The organism is Shinella kummerowiae (assembly GCF_009827055.1).
GTDB lineage: Bacteria > Pseudomonadota > Alphaproteobacteria > Rhizobiales > Rhizobiaceae > Shinella > Shinella kummerowiae.
Genome location: NZ_WUMK01000002.1, coordinates 266,254 through 282,548, shown reverse-complemented (window position 1 = coordinate 282,548; position 16,295 = coordinate 266,254). Strand labels below are relative to the sequence as shown.

General features: G+C 64.7%; 12 protein-coding genes. 5 read left to right on the top strand and 7 right to left on the bottom strand.

Features of this window, described 5'->3' with window-relative positions; translation table 11 throughout:
• Positions 1–11: 11 nt before the first annotated feature.
• Positions 12–1,808: an acyl-CoA dehydrogenase C-terminal domain-containing protein gene (locus tag GR138_RS05800; RefSeq protein WP_160857674.1), complete on the bottom strand. Its 1,797-nt coding sequence runs from the start codon at positions 1,806–1,808 to the stop codon at positions 12–14.
• Between the two features lie 512 nt (positions 1,809–2,320).
• On the opposite strand from GR138_RS05800, the gene GR138_RS05795 reads away from it, so the two are divergent.
• The 3 genes from GR138_RS05795 to GR138_RS05785 all read left to right on the top strand — a co-directional run bounded on the left by GR138_RS05795 (position 2,321) and on the right by GR138_RS05785 (position 8,387).
• Positions 2,321–6,214 carry a peptidoglycan-binding protein gene (locus GR138_RS05795; protein WP_160857673.1) on the top strand — a complete coding sequence of 1,298 codons (3,894 nt, stop codon included), beginning with the start codon at positions 2,321–2,323 and terminating at the stop codon, positions 6,212–6,214.
• Between the two features lie 455 nt (positions 6,215–6,669).
• Positions 6,670–7,596, top strand: a complete 927-nt coding sequence (locus GR138_RS05790; protein ID WP_160857672.1) for a TSUP family transporter — start codon at positions 6,670–6,672, stop codon at positions 7,594–7,596.
• Positions 7,593–8,387, top strand: coding sequence for a TIGR02186 family protein (locus GR138_RS05785; protein WP_160857671.1), 795 nt, complete (start codon positions 7,593–7,595; stop codon positions 8,385–8,387). Before GR138_RS05790 ends, GR138_RS05785 begins: the two co-directional genes overlap by 4 nt.
• On the opposite strand, the gene GR138_RS05780 is transcribed toward GR138_RS05785, so the two are convergent.
• A complete protein-coding gene (locus GR138_RS05780) occupies positions 8,388–8,894 on the bottom strand; it encodes a winged helix-turn-helix transcriptional regulator (protein ID WP_160857670.1) in 507 nt (168 codons plus the stop codon). It abuts the gene before it with no gap.
• 114 nt (positions 8,895–9,008) lie between these two features.
• Here GR138_RS05780 and GR138_RS05775 point away from each other — a divergent pair, with 114 nt between their 5' ends.
• Positions 9,009–9,563: a dihydrofolate reductase family protein gene (locus tag GR138_RS05775; RefSeq protein WP_160857669.1), complete on the top strand. Its 555-nt coding sequence runs from the start codon at positions 9,009–9,011 to the stop codon at positions 9,561–9,563.
• A 117-nt stretch (positions 9,564–9,680) separates the two neighbouring features.
• Positions 9,681–10,898, top strand: a complete 1,218-nt coding sequence (locus tag GR138_RS05770; RefSeq protein WP_160857668.1) for a PQQ-dependent sugar dehydrogenase — start codon at positions 9,681–9,683, stop codon at positions 10,896–10,898.
• Positions 10,899–10,909: 11 nt separating this feature from the next.
• Here the strand turns inward: GR138_RS05770 and pdeM are convergent, their stop codons facing one another.
• From pdeM to GR138_RS05745, 5 genes are all read right to left on the bottom strand, one after another.
• The gene (pdeM, locus tag GR138_RS05765) at positions 10,910–11,635 is read right to left on the bottom strand and encodes a ligase-associated DNA damage response endonuclease PdeM (RefSeq protein ID WP_160857667.1); all 726 of its coding nucleotides are present in this window, start codon (positions 11,633–11,635) and stop codon (positions 10,910–10,912) included.
• Between the two features lie 13 nt (positions 11,636–11,648).
• Complete coding sequence (locus tag GR138_RS05760) at positions 11,649–14,168, bottom strand: ligase-associated DNA damage response DEXH box helicase (protein ID WP_160858065.1); 2,520 nt, start codon at positions 14,166–14,168, stop codon at positions 11,649–11,651.
• A gap of 97 nt (positions 14,169–14,265) precedes the next feature.
• Complete coding sequence (locus GR138_RS05755) at positions 14,266–14,514, bottom strand: hypothetical protein (RefSeq protein ID WP_160857666.1); 249 nt, start codon at positions 14,512–14,514, stop codon at positions 14,266–14,268.
• A 12-nt stretch (positions 14,515–14,526) separates the two neighbouring features.
• Positions 14,527–15,162, bottom strand: coding sequence for a DUF6198 family protein (locus GR138_RS05750; protein WP_160857665.1), 636 nt, complete (start codon positions 15,160–15,162; stop codon positions 14,527–14,529).
• Between the two features lie 53 nt (positions 15,163–15,215).
• Positions 15,216–16,160 (bottom strand): class I SAM-dependent methyltransferase, encoded by a 945-nt coding sequence (locus GR138_RS05745; RefSeq protein WP_160857664.1) that lies wholly within the window; start codon positions 16,158–16,160, stop codon positions 15,216–15,218.
• Between the last annotated feature and the right edge of the window lie 135 nt (positions 16,161–16,295).

The following is a 16,295-nucleotide window of genomic DNA, read 5'->3' as shown; positions in this document are numbered from 1 at the left end:
TTACTTGTGCTTCAGAACGCCTCTGCCGCCAGTTCCATCGTCGTGTCCGCACCGGCCTCGATGCGGGTCTTGCGCAGAGCGGTTTCCGGCATCAGGCGCTCCATGAAGAACTTTGCCGTGGTGAGCTTGTTCTTCAGGAAATCCTCACGCTCGCCCGCACCGTTTGCAAGGCCTTCCTCGGCCGCCTTGGCGATCTTGGCCCACATGTAGCCGATGACGACGAGGCCGAAGAGGTGCATGTAATCGGTCGAGCCGGCGCCGGCATTGTCGGGCTTGGCCATGGCGTTCTGCATGAACCACATGGTTCCGGCCTGCAGGTCGTTCAAGCCCTTCTTGAGGCTCTTGGTGAAAGCGGAGAGCTTTTCGTCATTGCGGTTCTCCTCGCAGAAATCGCCGATTTCCTTGAAGAGGGCCATGACGGCGCGGCCGCCATTCATGCCGAGCTTGCGGCCGACGAGGTCGAGGGCCTGAATGCCGTTCGCGCCTTCATAGATCATGGCGATGCGCGCATCACGCACATACTGGCTCATGCCATGTTCTTCGATATAGCCGTGGCCACCAAAAACCTGCTGGGCCATGACGGCGTGGTCGAATCCCTTGTCGGTCAAGACGCCCTTGAGGATCGGCGTCATCAAGCCGAGGATGTCGTCGGCGTCCTGGCGTTCCTTTTCGTCCGTGGCGCGGTGGGCGATGTCGGATTTCAGCGCGGTCCACAGCGTGAAGGCACGACCGCCCTCGGTCCAGGCCCTGATGGTCATCAGCGTGCGACGGATGTCCGGGTGCACGATCAGCGGATCGGCCTTGCCGCCCGGGTTCTTGACGCCGGAAAGCGAGCGGCCCTGCAGGCGCTCGCGGGCATAGCTGGCGGCGTTCTGGTAGGCGACCTCGGCAATCGACAGGCCCTGCAGGCCGACGCCGAGACGGGCCTCGTTCATCATGACGAACATGGCGTTGAGGCCCTTGTTCTCCGCGCCGATGAGGAAGCCCTTCGCTTCGTCATAGTTCATGACGCAGGTGGCGTTGCCGTGGATGCCCATCTTGTGTTCGATCGCGCCGCACGAGACGCCGTTCTTGTCGCCCGGCGTACCGTCGTCCTTGAGCAGGAACTTCGGCACGATGAAAAGCGAAATACCCTTCACGCCCTCCGGTGCGCCCTCAATGCGGGCGAGCACCAGATGCACGATGTTCTCCGACATGTCGTGGTCGCCGGCGGAAATGAAGATCTTCTGGCCGGAAATCTTGTAGGAACCGTCGCCCTGCGGCACGGCCTTGGTGCGCAGCAGGCCGAGGTCGGTGCCGCAATGGGGCTCCGTCAGGTTCATCGTGCCGGTCCAGGTGCCTTCCACCATCTTCGGCAGATAAGCGGCCTTCTGTTCGTCGGAGCCGTGCACGAGGATCGCGGCGATCGCGCCCTGCGTCAGGCCCGGATACATGGTGAGCGCCATGTTGGCAGACGACATGTATTCGCCGACGGCGGTGTGCAGCACATAGGGCAGGCCCTGGCCGCCGAATTCTTCCGGCACGGCGAGGCCCATCCAACCGCCCTGGCGGTAGAGGTCGTAGGCTTCCTTGAAACCCTTCGGCGTCTTCACGGTCGCGTCGTCGTTGCGCACGCAACCTTCCTGGTCACCCGAAAGGTTGACCGGGAACAGCACTTCCTCGGCGACCTTCGCGGCCTCGCCGGCAATTGCCTCCACCATGTCGCCCGTCGCGTCGGCGAAGCCGGGCAGGTTGTTGTACCGCTCCAGCGCCAGAACGTCGTTCAGGATGAAAAGCGTGTCATTCACAGGGGCCTTGTAGATCGGCATTTTTCGCGTTCCTCACCTATCCCGCGGACATGAGTCCGGTCCTTGGAGCGGGATACTATAAAACTTTGACGTTTGCGTAAACGTCAAAACGCAAACGGCCGCGAATTTTTCCTTGGGGCGAATGGACTGTGAGGTGGGCGGTGCGCGCGACCGCGCTGGATATGCCTCCCATCGACGACCGCGGCTGTGCCGCAACCGGTCGTCTTTCCCTCCAAAGAGCATTCTATGAGCAAATCGTTAAAAAAATTCCGGGGCGGTTAACCCCTTGTTTACCACGTTTCATGAATTGTGGCGCTTGAGGGCGTGGGATCGGGAATCATTCGTTTCCCCCTGTGAACCCCGGGCGGCAGGTCCGGATTAGACAGGGACGATGCTGTTTCCCCACTGCGCATGCGGTGTTTGACGGCGGTCAAGAAACCTCCCGCCGAAATGGAATTAAGGGCGCAGCCGGGCGGCAGTGCCTTCAAGGGTATCTCCCGGCAGGCCGGACGGCCGCCAAAGTGAGGCGAAAGATGAACGGATCGCGAAACCCGCAACGCCCAGGCGAAAGATCCTCGCTGGATGCGCTCAATCGCACGATCGAAGGGCTCGAGGCCCGCATCGAGGGACTGATGGCGACCGGTCGCGACACACGCGGCCGCGGTGAGGAGCGTCTTGCGCCGCGCGGCGAACAGGCGCGTTACGAACCCACGCGCACCATCCCGCTGCGGGACGACCCGGTCTCCGAAATCATGCAGCGCCAGCGCGCCATCGAAGGCGGTCGTGATCGTGTCGCCCAGCGTGTCGAGCGTCGCCCGGTTTCCGGCGATCATTATGCTGCGGCCCAACAGGCCCATGCCGCCTATGGCGGCCACCAGGCTGCCGCGCCCGCCCGCGCCGAAGGGTCCGTCGAGGACATTGCCAAGGCGCTCGTTTCGCTGCGCCAGGACCTGAAGAAGGACATTGCCGACGGGCTGGAGCGCGAGATGCAGTCGCTGCGCTCGGAAATCCGCGGCATCCGCCAGACGGCCGAAGGCCGCGGCAACAATGATGACCTGCGCGAGGAGCTGCTCAGGCTCTCCACCGGCATCAACCAGCTCGGCCGCCAGTCTGGCCAGACGGAAGGGCTGCGCGTCGAGTTCGACGAACTGCGTTCCGTGCTCGACGGGCTTGCCCGCGAGGATTCGGTTCGCCGCATGGAAGACCGCTGGACGGGCGTCGAAAAGAAGCTCTCGGCTTTCGACCAGACCCGCGACGACGAACTGGTGGCGCTTGCCTATCGGCTCGATGAATTGAAGAACCAGATCGGCGCGGTCAGCGCCACGCCGGCGATCCACGCGCTGGAAGGCAAGATGGAGACCATTGCCCGCGCCATCGACATGCTGGCGCGCCAGGCCAAGCCGGAAGACAGCCGTTTTGCTTCCGCCGTCACAACGCAGTTCGAAGGACTGGATGCGCGCCTCGACGAAATCAGCCGCGCGATTGCCGCCGCCGGCCGCATGCAGCAGTCGTCTGCCGCCGACAACCCCATGATGCAGCGTCTCGAAAGCCGCATCGCCGACCTTGCCGGTCAGCTCGACGTGATCGCCCACCGCCCGGCGCCCGTGCAGGAACAGGGCCTTGGCCTGCGTCTGGATGCGCTCGCCGGCCGCATCGAGGAACTGTCGAACGAGCGTGCGGCGCTGCGTCTCGAAGAGCGCATCGAGCAGCTTTCGCTGATGCTGGAACAGAGCCAGCAGGCCGCTCCCGTCCGCGAAAACGAAGACCTTGCTCTCTATCTCTCCGACATTTCCCGCAAGATCGACGCCCTCGACCAGGGCAGCGTCAACGACCAGCTGGCCGAACGCCTGGACGCACTCGCTCGCCGCATCGACGGCCTCGACACGCCGGTCGGCTCGCCATTCCAGGAGGATCGCTTCTCGCATATCGAAGGCCGGCTCTCGGCCATCGCCGATCGGCTGGATGCGACCCGCGTCGCGCCTGCCGGCGACCAGGAAGCGTTGCGCGGCCTCGAGGCGCAGATCGCCCATCTGTCCACGCTGATCAGCACGCCGTCTTCCACGGTCGCCGCCATGCCCAACGAGTTCGAGAGCCGTCTGGCGACGATCGAGGACTACATGGCGACCAATGACGAATATATCGTCGAGGCCGCCCGCCAGGCCGCCGAAGCGGTGATGGAAGCCTATCGCCATGCCGGCCCCGCGGCATCCGCCTCGACTGACATGGACGCGATCGCCGGCCTTGCCGACGACCTGCGCGCGCTGGAAGAGCTGACCCGCTCGAGCGAGGACCGCACCGCCCGCACCTTCGATGCCCTGCACGACACGCTGGTGCAGATCGCGGGCCGCCTGGAACAGCTCGATGCGCCGCGCGAAACCTTCGGCCGCCGTGAGACCGCGCTCCCGCGTGCAGAAATGCCACGCGCCGACATGCCGGCCATGGATTTCGGCCGCGCCGCCGAGTCCGCCACCAACGCGTACGGTAACGACTACCCTTTTGACGACGACGGCTTCGGCTCGCGCGAGACCCGCCAGGCCGAAGTCGAGGAGCCGCGCGAGGAAAGCCGCTACGCCGAGATCGAGGTCGAGAACATCCCCGTGCCGGAGCGCCCGGAGCTGGAAGAGACCGTCGTGGAAGAGGCAGCCGGCCTTGCGAAGGACCAGCCCGCCGGCGCCCAGCCCAAGGTCGGCCTGCTGGCCGGCCTGAAGCGCCGCCTCGTGCCGGGCCGCAAGGACGCCACGCCACCAACCGAGCGCCGCCAGATCGATCCGACACCCTCGATCGATCCCACCGACGAGCTGGCGCCGGAAGAAGCGAACCAGTTGCTGGAGCCGGGCTCCGGCGTGCCTGACGTCCGCCGTATCCTGGAGCGCGTGCGCGCCGGTCAGGCCTCGGGCAATCGTCCGACAACGGGCGTCGATGGCGACAAGGCAGCCCAGCAGATCGCCGCCGCCCGCCGTGCCGCAAAGGTTGCCGCCGAGGAAACCGACGCGATTTCCCGCGTTGCCCCGGCCAAGAAGGACGACAAGGTGGCGAAGGGCGAAAAGCCGGCCTCCGCCCTGTCGCGTCACCGCCGGCCGATCCTGCTTGCCGTCGGCGCCGTGCTTCTGGCGATCATGTCCTATCCGCTGGTCAGCACGCTGGTGACGGGCGACGAGGCTCCTGTTGTCGTCGAGCAGACCGTGATCGACACGAACGAGACCGCACCGGTCGAAACCACGACCGGCTCGGGCGAAGCCGTGACCGCCAACACCGCCGCTGCACCGGTTGCCGGCGAAGAGGCGGTGACCGATCCGACCCCTGCCGAGGGCGCGGACGAGCGCGGCCTTTCCGGCACCGAGACGCAGCAAAGCACGGAGACGGATCCTGTCATCGAGACGCCGCCGACACATACCTCGGCAACCGGCTCCGACGCCCTGACGGCTCCGGCCACGACCGACGGCAATGCGACGGCAGGTTTCGAGCCGGTCACGACGCCGGAAGCCGAGCCGCTTGCGGACACCAAGGACACCGGCGCTGCTGCCGAGACCGCACCGGTCAACCAGACCCAGACGGCGGCGATCGTCGTTCCGGACGTCATCACCCCGGCCTCGCTCTCCAAGGCGGCGACCGAAGGCGATGCGCTGGCACTGTTTGAGATCGGCGCGCGCTATACGGAAGGCCGCGGCGTGGCGATGGATCTTGCGGAGGCAGCCCGCTGGTACGAGCTGTCCGCCGCCCGTGGCTTTGCACCGGCGGAATATCGTCTCGCCAACCTTTATGAAAAGGGCCAGGGCGTCGAGCGGGACCTTGCCCGCGCCCGTGAACTGTACGAAATCGCCGCCAACAAGGGCAATGCGAGCGCCATGCACAACCTCGCGGTTCTGCTCGCGACCGGCATCGGCACGGCGCAGCCAGACTTCGACGGTGCGGCAAAATGGTTCCAGAAGGCATCCGAACTCGGTGTCCGCGACAGCCAGTTCAATCTGGCGATCCTCTATGCGCGCGGCAACGGCGTGAAGCAGGACCTGGAAGAATCCTACAAGTGGTTCGCCATCGCCGCCCGCGACGGTGACAAGGACGCCGCGGAAAAGCGCGACGAAGTGGCGAATGCCATGCGGCCGGAACAGCTGACGAGCGCCAAGGCGAAGATGGAGCTTTGGAAGCCGCAGCCGCTCGACGAGAAGACCAACTCCGCCGACCTGCCGGACGAATGGGTCGGCAAGCCGACGAAGACCGCCAGCGTCGACATGAAAAAGGCGATCCGCAACATCCAGGCGATCCTCAACAACAACGGCTTCAACGCCGGCACACCCGACGGCGCGATGGGCAAGAAGACGGTCGCCGCCATCAAGTCCTTCCAGAAGTCGGTGGGCCAGAAGGAAACCGGCGAGATCGATGATGCGCTGGTGACGGAATTGCTGAAGCGCAACAAGCAGCCGAGCTGACGTTCAAGCGCCGGGGAGCCGCGAAAGCGGCCCTCCGGTTGACCTGACCATACCCCCCACGGGCATGACGCTCCCCACAGCACCGCGTGTCGTTAATGATACGCAAAGGTCGCTGTGGCATTTTGTATGCGCTGCACGTCTTATCCTTAAATCGGCCCTGATTACGGGAATTATGCAGTAGAAAAATTATGTGTCGCCCCAAGATGATACGCGTCCGTCAGACGTCTTATCCTAGAGGGTGGCAACGGCGCGCCGCATTGGCGGCGCCGATTGACCGATCCTTGCGCGATGCAAGGCGCGACCGGCCGATGGAGGGGGCCTCCCTTCCCGCGGCGCGGCGCTTCCGTGCATCCGCAGCTTGCCGATGAGGTGCCTCGTCGGGAGGCAATGAAGGTGAATGCGACTGCGAGAATAAGTCCGCGCGTGCGGGAAAAATTGCCGATCGGGGTATTGTTGTGACTGTATATCTGCCCATTGCAGAGCTCTCGGTGAATATCTTCATCATTCTCGGCATGGGCGCGGCCGTCGGTTTCCTGTCCGGCATGTTCGGGGTGGGCGGCGGCTTCCTGATCACGCCGCTTCTGATCTTCTACAACATCCCGCCGATCGTTGCCGTGGCGACGGGCGCCAACCAGGTCGTCGCCTCGTCGGTCTCGGGCGCGCTCTCGCATTTCCGGCGCGGCACGCTCGACATCAAGCTCGGCACCGTGCTGCTTGCGGGCGGCCTTGCGGGTGCCACCGTTGGCATATGGATCTTCGCGCTGTTGCGCAGCGTCGGCCAGCTCGATCTCGTCATTTCGCTGCTCTATGTCGTGCTGCTCGGCACGGTTGGCACGCTGATGCTGCTGGAAAGCATCCGGGCGCTGCGCCGCGCGGCCACCAACCAGCCGGTCTCGCTGCGCCGCCCCGGCCAGCACAGCTGGGTGCACCGCCTGCCGCTGAAGATGCGTTTCAAGAAGTCGAAGATCTATCTCAGCGTCATTCCGGTGGTGGGCCTCGGCTTCGGCATTGGCATCCTGACCTCCATCATGGGTGTCGGCGGCGGCTTCATCATGGTGCCGGCGATGATCTATCTCTTGCGCATTCCGACCAATGTGGTTGTCGGCACCTCGCTGTTCCAGATCATCTTCGTCACCGCTTATACGACCGTCGTGCAGGCGACGACCAACTATTCGGTCGATATCGTGCTGGCCTTCATCCTGATGGTGGCGGGCGTGATCGGCGCGCAATATGGCGTGCGGGTCGGCCAGCGGCTGCGCGGCGAACAGTTGCGCGCGCTGCTGGCGCTGCTGGTTCTCGCCGTCGGCGCCCGCCTTGCGATAGATCTCGTCGTCACGCCGCGGGATCTCTATTCCGTGGTCAGCGAGGGGGTCTATCGATGAGAGCGATCCCCGCCCTTCTGCTGGCGCTTGGTCTCGCCTTTCCCGCCGCCGCCCAGGTGCTGGAAGACAGGCCGGTGGAGTTTCCCGAAAAGCTCGAAATCGGCATTTCGACGGACGAGATCGCCATCTCCTCGGATTTCCGCGGCGCCGACCTGACGATCTTCGGCGCGATCGAAAGCTATGATCCCGCCCTGCTGACCCAGGGCAAATACGACATCGTCGTGGCGCTCGAAGGACCGAAGGACAACAATACGGTGCGCGTGAAGGAGCGCGTCTTCGGCATCTGGGTCAACCGCCGCTCGATGACCTTCGAACTGGTGCCGGAATCCTATTCACTGTCGAGCACGCGCGATGTCGAGACGATCGCCGAGCCTGCCATGCTGAACGGCGTGGGTGTCGGCATCCAGCATATCCGCCTGTCGCCGGTCGGCTATCTCGGCGACGGCAGCAATCTCACCGAATTCCGCGACGCTTTCCGCAGACTGAAGGAGAGCGGCGGGTTCTACCAGAAGGATCCGGGCGGCGTGCAGTTCATCAGCGCCAGCCTGTTCAAGGCGACGGTGAAACTGCCGGCAAGCGTGCCGAACGGCACCCATGTCGTGCGCGCGCATCTGTTCCGCGACGGCGTGTTCATTGCCGAAAAGGCGTTGCCGCTCAGGGTGATGAAGACCGGCATCGAGCAGATGATCTCCAATGCCGCCTACAACAACTCGCTGGCCTACGGCGCGTTTTCCGTCTTCCTCGCCCTTGTCACGGGCTGGCTCGCCAGCGTCGTCTACCGCAAGGATTGATCAGCCCGCGGCCTGCGCCCGCATTCCGGCCACGGTCGCCTCATAGGCGGCCTGCAACTCGCTGAAGACCGAGCGGGCGGGTGGCGGCGTGCCCAGATGGATGGCGCGCAGCTCCTCCATGAAGGCGTCCCACATGGCCGGCCCGCCATCCTCCAGCAGTTCGGCACGGATCGACAGGTCCTCCGTCACCGGCAGGAAGCGCCGGCCCCAGGCGCCCATCATGGCGAAGACCGGCACCAGCGCGACACCCATTTCCGTCAGGCTGTAGAGTGCCTTCTGCTTGTGGCTCGGATCATCCGCCTTGCTGATCAGGCCTTCGTCGACAAGCCGCCGCAGCCGGTCCGCCAGGATATTGGAGGCTATGCCTTCCTCCGATTTCGTCAGCAGTTCACGGAAATGGCGGCGGTTGCCGAACATCATGTCGCGCAGGATGATCAGGCTCCAGCGGTCGCCGAGGATTTCCAGCGTCAGGTTGATCGGGCAGCCGGAACGGTGGGTGTCTTTCATCATAATCTCCAAAACCGCTTGCAGAATACAAGCGGTTTTGCTATTCATCAACCAGTTGCAAATCGCAACTGGTTAGAGGTGGCGTGGCATGCGCCCGCAACGGAGGACATGCAGATGGCAAAGCTAATCGTCTGGAACCTCGTGACGCTCGACGGCTTCTTCGAGGGTGAGAAGAAATGGGACCTCGACTTCCACAACCGCGCCTGGGGGCCGGAACTGGAAAAGCTCAGCAGCGACTTCGGCAGATCCGCCGGCCTGCTCGTCTTCGGCCGCGTGACCTATGAAGGCATGAAGGTCTATTGGACGACGGCGGAGGACGAGGGCGAGGTAAAGGCATACATGAATGCCCTGCCGAAGCTTGTTGCCTCGCGCACGGTCACCTCGTCCGACTGGAACAACACGGAAGTGACGGCCGACATTGTCGGTGAACTCGCGAAGCGCAAGCAAGCGCTCGACAAGACGATCTATGTCTTCGGCAGTGCCGACCTGACGGATTCGCTGTTGAAGGCCGGGCTCGTCGACGAGGTGATGCTGGCGATCGTGCCGGTGCAGCTCGGCAAGGGCACGCCCTTCTTCAAGGAAGGCGACCGGCGCGATTTCGACCTCGTCGAGGCCAAGCCGTTGTCGAACGGTGCAATTCTCGCACGCTATGCGCCGGCGAGCGCCTGATAAACATTTCTTGAAGAGATGTGTTGAAACAAATCTCGGTGTTGACCCTTTGCGGCGCTAAGGCGGGTTGTGACGCGCAACCCGCCGTCTCGTTTGCGATCGAACAAGGGAACCCACATGCGCACGAACACATGTCTCGCCGGAACCATGCTCGCCGCCACGCTTCTGGCTGCTCCCGCTTTCGCCCAGACGGCAAAGACGGCCGAAACCGAAAATGCCAATGCACCGGACCAGACGCCGGCCTTTGAAAACCAGACGCGTGCGGCCCTTCCTGATGTCGTGCCGCAGATTAGCGTCGATGTCGTGGCGGATGGCCTGCCGCATCTCTGGTCCATGGAATTCCTGCCGGACGGCCGCATTCTGGTGACGACCAAGGGCGGCGCCATGCATGTCGTCTCGCAGGAAAACGGCGAGGCGAGCCCGCCGATCGAGGGCGTGCCGGCGGTGATGTCCGAGGGGCAGGGTGGTTTGCTCGACGTGGCGCTGGCGCCCGATTTCGAAAGTTCGAGCCGCATCTATTTCTCCTTCTCCGAGCCGCGCGAGGGCGGCAACGGCACGTCGGTCGCCTCGGCGCGGCTGACCGAGGAGGAGGGCAAGCTGGCGCTCCAGGACGTGAAGGTCATCTTCCAGCAGATGCCGACCTATGACGGCGACAAACATTTTGGCTCGCGGCTGATCTTCGGGCCGGAGGGACAGCTCTATGTCACGGTCGGCGAGCGCTCGGACCGGGAGACGCGCGTCGGCGCGCAGGATCTCGGCAGCGGCTTCGGCAAAGTTTTCCGTATCGATGCGGAGGGCAAGGCGCTATCGGACAATCCCTTCGCCAAGCAGGAAGGCGCGCTGCCGGAAATCTGGAGCTATGGCCACCGCAACCTGCAAGCCGCGACGCTCGATGGTCAGGGACGACTGTGGACCGTCGAACATGGGCCGAAGGGTGGCGACGAGCTGAACCGCCCGGAAGCGGGCAAGAACTACGGCTGGCCGAAGGTGACCTACGGTATCGAATATAGCGGCGGCCCGGTCGGCGAGGGCATCACCACGCTACAGGGCACCGAGCAGCCGGCCTATTACTGGGATCCGGTGATCGGCCCCTCAGGCATGGCCTTCTACAACGGCGACGCCATCCCCGAATGGAAGGGCGCTTTCCTGATCGGTGGCCTCGTCAGCCAGGGCCTCGTCGTGCTGCATATGGAGGGCGACAAGGTGGCGCGCGAGGAGCGGGTGCCGCTCGACGCCCGCATTCGCGACGTGAAGGTCGCGCCGGACGGCACGGTGTTTGCTGTGACGGAGCAGCGCGGTGGCGAGTCGACGATCCTGCGGCTGGTGAAAAGCTAAACGGCGACGCCTCAGCCGATCAGGTTGGCGAACCGCACCGAATAGATGCGGTCACGGCCGAGCATGTGGGCGACGAGGCTTGGCCGGTTGAAGAGGCCGGTCATCGCCTTGTGGCGCAGGTCGAGGCCGCCGGTCATGAGGCCGAAGGCGGGCATCAGCAGCCGCCGCCCGTCCGTCGCGAAACAGGGGCGGCGCACCGCCTTCTCGCGGCGGATGACGGTGGCGGCAGGATGCAGATGTCCGGCGATCTCGCCGGCGGGGGAAATCAGCGATGGCTCATGGCGGAAGGCGAGGCCGGCATAGTGCAGCTCATCGGCCGATTGGCCGGGCAGATCCACCGTGCCATCCGGATCGTGGTTGCCGTTGATCCAGATCCAGTCGCGCCCGCGCGCCAGTTCCGCGATCTTGCTGCGGAAGACATCCGGCAGATGGGCCGAGCCGACGCGGTCGTGAAAATTGTCGCCGAGGCTGACGACGATGGCCGGATCGTGCCGGGTGATGACGGCTTCCAGCACCTTGAGCGTCGCGAGCGTGTCGTAGGGCGGCAGCATCATGCCCCGGCGCGCGAAGGCGGCGCCCTTTTCGAGATGCAGATCGGAGACGACGAGCAGTCGGGTTTCCGGCAAGTAGAGCGCGCCGAGCGGATCGCACACGGCCTCGACGCCGGCGACGACGGTGCGCGCCGAGACGGCGCCGAAATCCTGTATGTCAATCGATGCCAGAGCCAGCCTCTGCATGCGCGTTCTATTCCTAAATCTGTGTCTCGCCCATCGCCTCGGCGATCAGGTCGTCTGCCGCTTCCGCCAGCAGCGAATCCTGCGCCTCGCCTGCCACCGGCTCCTTGCCGATTTCCAGCATGATCGGCACGGCGAGCGGCGAAATGCGGTCGAGCCGCCGATGCGTGATGTGGCCTTTGATTCGCATCAGCATATCGCCCAATCGCTGAATATCCAAAAGCCCGGCCGCTGCATCGTTGCGCGTCGCTTCGAGCAGGATGTGGTCCGGCTCGTGGCTGCGCAGCACGTCGTAGATCAGGTCGGCGGAGACGGTGACCTGCCGCCCGGTCTTTTCCTTGCCCGGATGGCGCTGCTCGATCAAACCGGCAATCACGGCGCAATTGCGGAAGGTGCGCTTCAGCATGAAACTTTCGTCGAGCCAGGCCTCCAGATCGTCGCCCAGCATGTCCTCGTCGAAGAGGTTTTCCAGCGACGGGCGTTCGACGGCGAACGAATAGCCGAGATCGTCGAGCGCCCAGACGGCGAGCGAATAGTCGGTGGCGACGAAGCCGAGCGGCCGGCGGCCGGCGCGCTCCAGCCGGCGCGTGAGCAGCATGCCGAGGGTCTGGTGCGCCAGCCGCCCCTCGAACGGATAGGCGACCATGTAGTGCCGGCTGCCGCGCGGAAAGGTTTCGATCAGCAACTCGTCGCGCTTCGGCAGCGCGGAAACGTCGCGTTGCAGGGCAAGCCAGTCGCGCACCTGTTCGGGCAGCGCGCCCCAGCGCTGCGGGTCGTCCAGCATCGAGCGCACCTGATCGGCGAGATAGGTCGAGAGCGGGAATTTGCCGCCGGCATAGGCGGGCACCTTCGGGTCGAGCGAGAAGGCCTGGGAAACGAGGCATTCGTTCTCGCGGATGCCCTCGAAGCGCAGCACCTTGCCGGAAAACAGGAACGTGTCGCCGGGCGCCAACATTTCGAGGAAATATTCCTCCACCTTGCCAAGCGACGCGCCGCCGCGGCCGACGGCGCCGCGCGCGCCGCGCTTGACCATGCGCACGTTCAGCATCGGCATTTCGACGATCGTGCCGAGGTTGAGGCGGTATTGCTGCGCGACTTGCGGGTTGGAGATGCGCCAGAGCCCGTCGATCGTCTTGCGGATGCGGGCGTAGCGTTCGTAGGTTTTCAGTGCATAGCCACCGGTGGCGACGAATTGCACGATGCGGCCGAATTTTTCGCGGGCAAGCCTTGTATAGGGCGAGGCGGAGATGACCTCGGCAAAGAGCGCATCCTCGTCGAACGGCGCAGCACAGGCCATGCCGAGCACGTGCTGGGCGAGCACGTCGAGCGTACCCTCGCCGACCGGCGGCGTGTCCTGCGCGCCGAGATAGTTGGCGTCGAGCGCCGCCTGGCACTCCATCACCTCGAAACGGTTGGCGGGAACGAGGATGGCGCGGCTCGGCTCGTCCATGCGGTGGTTGGCGCGGCCGATGCGCTGGGCCAGCCGCGAAGCTCCCTTCGGCGCGCCGACATGGATGACGAGGTCGACGTCGCCCCAGTCGATGCCGAGGTCGAGCGTCGAGGTGGCGACGACGGCGCGTAGCCGGTTTTCCGCCATGGCGGCCTCCACCTTGCGGCGCTGGCCGACATCAAGCGAGCCGTGGTGCAGCGCAATCGGCAACGTGTCCTCATTGATGCTCCAGAGTGCCTGAAAGAGGATTTCCGCCTGGCTGCGCGTGTTGACAAAGAGCAGTGCGGTGCGGTGCGCCTTGATTGCCTCATAAACCTCCGGCATGGCGTATTTCGCCTGATGGCCGGACCACGGCACGCGCTCCTCGCTCTTGAGGATGGTGATGATCGGCTTTGCCCCACCCGGTGCCGTGACGAGACCGGCGTGGTTTTCCCTGTCCGGCGACTGTGCGACAAGCCAGCGGCGCAGATCCATCGGCTCGGCGACGGTGGCGGAAAGCCCGATGGTGCGAAGGTCCGGCGCGAGGCGGCGCAGCCTTGCGAGGCCGAGCGACAGCAGATGGCCACGCTTGGAGGTGGCGAGCGAATGCAGCTCGTCGAAGATCACGTATTTCAGGTCTTTGAAGAAGCGCTCCGCCTCGCCGTTGGCGATGAGGAGGGCGACCTGTTCTGGCGTCGTCAGCAGGATGTCGGGCGGATTGAGCCGCTGCCGCTGGCGCTTGGCCTGTGGCGTGTCGCCGGTGCGGGTCTCGACGGAGATCGGCAGGCCCATGTCCGAAACGGGCTTCATCAGGTTGCGTTCGATATCGACGGCAAGTGCCTTGAGCGGCGAGATATACAGCGTGTGGACGCCGGTGAAGGCGCTGCCGGGCGGGATTTTTCCGCGGCGCGTCAGGTCGGTCAGGGCAGGGAGGAAGCCCGCCAGCGTCTTGCCGGCGCCGGTGGGAGCAATCAGCAGCAGGCTCTCGCCGGCCGTCGCGCGGGCCAAAAGCTCCATCTGGTGCGCGCGCGGCTGCCAGCCCTTGGCCGCAAACCAGTCGGCGAAGGGGGAGGGAAGGAGGTGGAGGCCGGCGGCAGAATCGATGATGCTCACCGGGCTAAGCTAGTCGTCGCCGGGGGAATGTGAAGCAGTCGCCCGAAAAATAGCTGACGGCCGCAAGCCCATGCTGACGGAGCGACGGCGGTCAGTCGCGAAACGCGAGGATCACCATGAAAATCGGCGTGCCGATCACGGTGCCCGCGATGGAAAACAGCGGCCCGTAAATCAGCGCGCTCAACGGAATGCCGGAAAGGCACGTCGCAACGCCGTCGTTCAGGCAATTGTATGGCCCACCTTCGAAGATGCCATAGACCGGCAGAAACAGTCCGGCCACGATCAGGCTGGTTACAAACGACAGCACGGCGGACAGCAGGAGGCGGCCAAAGGTCTTCATCTCTCAGGGCCGTCACATGGCGATATAGCGGTCGGCGCGGTGGTTGACGGTGAGGAAGAGGTTCAACACCACGGCGCCGACGACCGAGCAGAGCACGATGAAGGGCGGGGCGACCAGGAAGGCGGCGACCAGCACGAAAAGGTCGAAGGCGAGCTGCACGAGGCCGGCGCGGATGCCGAAGCGCTCCTGCAGATAGACCGCGAGCACGCCGACCCCGCCGAGGCTGGCGCGGTGACGGTAGAGGCCGAGCAGGCCGAAACCGAGCAGGATGCCGGCCAGCACCGCCGTCCACATCGGATCGATGCTCTCGATGCGCACGAAATGCGGCTGCAGCTCGGTGATGGCGGAGGTGAGGGAGACGGCGATGATCGTCTTGATCGTGAAGGCCCAGCCGAGGCGCTTCAGCGCCAGCACGTAGAAGGGGATATTCACGACGGTGTAGAACAGGCCGAAGCTGTAGCCGGTGAGATAGTGCAGGATGAAGGCGACGCCGGCCGTGCCGCTCGCCACCAGCCCGGCGCTGCTCATCAAGGCAAGGCCGAGGGCGGCGATCATACTGCTGGCGAAGAGGCCTTGCGCATCTTCCAGCGGGGTATGGCGGGTCGGGGTGGGGTTCCAGAAGCCGAAACGCCGCTTATCAACGTCCATGCCTGATCTCCGGTGGTCTGTGTGTTGTATCGGGTCGCGCCGTCCGTGCAAGCCTATCCCTGCCGCCGCGCGAGGAAGAGCAGACCGTGCACCGGCTGACCGGCATCGCGCCGGATGACGCTTTTTTCGAGCGCGACGAAATCAAAACCGGTTTCCGCCATCCGCCGGCGGATGAAGGTTTCCGGATGCGCATACCGCAGCGACGGGCGCAGCAAAGGGGCATCGGCTTCACCGCCATCCTCGACCGAAAAGGCGAAGAGACCACCAGGTTTGGTGAGGAGCGCAGCACTCGGGAAAACCTCCGCCAGATCGCCGAGATACATCAGCACGTCGGCGGCGCTGACGAGGTCGGCGCGCGCTTGCCCCGCGTCATCGGCGAACAGGCCGCTTATTTTTGCCGGGAGTGACAGGTCGGCCTGTGCCAGACGGTCGTAGACCGCTTTGTCCTGTGCCTTGGCCAGCATGCCGGCGGAAAGGTCGAAGCCTTCGAGGCGGCCGGCATGGGCGCGGATTTCTGCGCCGAACAGGCCGGTGCCGCAGCCGATATCCGAGACGAGGTCGAAATGGGCGTTTTCACCCGCATGTTTGCGCACGAGCCGGGCCAGCGTCTGCGGCACGGTATAGTCCAGCCGCTCGACGAGGGCCGTGTCGAAGCGGTCGGCGTAGTCGTCGAAGAGGCGTTCGACATAGGAACTCGGGGGCGTGGCGGGTGCATCTTTCGCGCCGAGCACGGCGAGTTTCAGGCCAGCGCCGAAAATGTCGGTCGGGTCGAGAGCCACGACTTTTTCGAGTGCGAGGGTCGCCGCCTCCTTGCGGCCTGATTTTTCGGCATATTCGGCGAGCCGGAACCAGCCGGCGGCCCAGGTCGGCACCTGTTCGAGCGCCTGTTCCATGACCTCGTGCGCCTCCGCGAACTCGCCCGATTCCGCAAACATGCGGGCGTAGTCGGCGCGGCGGTCGGCGATGAGATCGCCGGAGGAGAAATGCGGGCTCGTCATGGGTGCTCGAAAATGGGGAAGCTGGCGCAGCTACATGGCAGGGCCGCGGCAAAAGGCAAGCGAATTCTCAGGGCGCCGCCTTTGCTTGCGGTAGAGGGGCTGACCGCTTATCTGAAGGAATACGAGTTTTTGGAG

Coding starts and splice junctions, on each gene's coding strand:
- GR138_RS05755 (WP_160857666.1), bottom strand. CDS start 14,514: ATGAAGACCTTTGGCCGCCTCCTGCTGTCCGCCGTGCTGTCGTTTGTA.
- GR138_RS05770 (WP_160857668.1), top strand. CDS start 9,681: ATGCGCACGAACACATGTCTCGCCGGAACCATGCTCGCCGCCACGCTT.
- GR138_RS05785 (WP_160857671.1), top strand. CDS start 7,593: ATGAGAGCGATCCCCGCCCTTCTGCTGGCGCTTGGTCTCGCCTTTCCC.
- GR138_RS05750 (WP_160857665.1), bottom strand. CDS start 15,162: ATGGACGTTGATAAGCGGCGTTTCGGCTTCTGGAACCCCACCCCGACC.
- GR138_RS05745 (WP_160857664.1), bottom strand. CDS start 16,160: ATGACGAGCCCGCATTTCTCCTCCGGCGATCTCATCGCCGACCGCCGC.
- GR138_RS05800 (WP_160857674.1), bottom strand. CDS start 1,808: ATGCCGATCTACAAGGCCCCTGTGAATGACACGCTTTTCATCCTGAAC.
- GR138_RS05795 (WP_160857673.1), top strand. CDS start 2,321: ATGAACGGATCGCGAAACCCGCAACGCCCAGGCGAAAGATCCTCGCTG.
- GR138_RS05780 (WP_160857670.1), bottom strand. CDS start 8,894: ATGAAAGACACCCACCGTTCCGGCTGCCCGATCAACCTGACGCTGGAA.
- GR138_RS05775 (WP_160857669.1), top strand. CDS start 9,009: ATGGCAAAGCTAATCGTCTGGAACCTCGTGACGCTCGACGGCTTCTTC.
- pdeM (WP_160857667.1), bottom strand. CDS start 11,635: ATGCAGAGGCTGGCTCTGGCATCGATTGACATACAGGATTTCGGCGCC.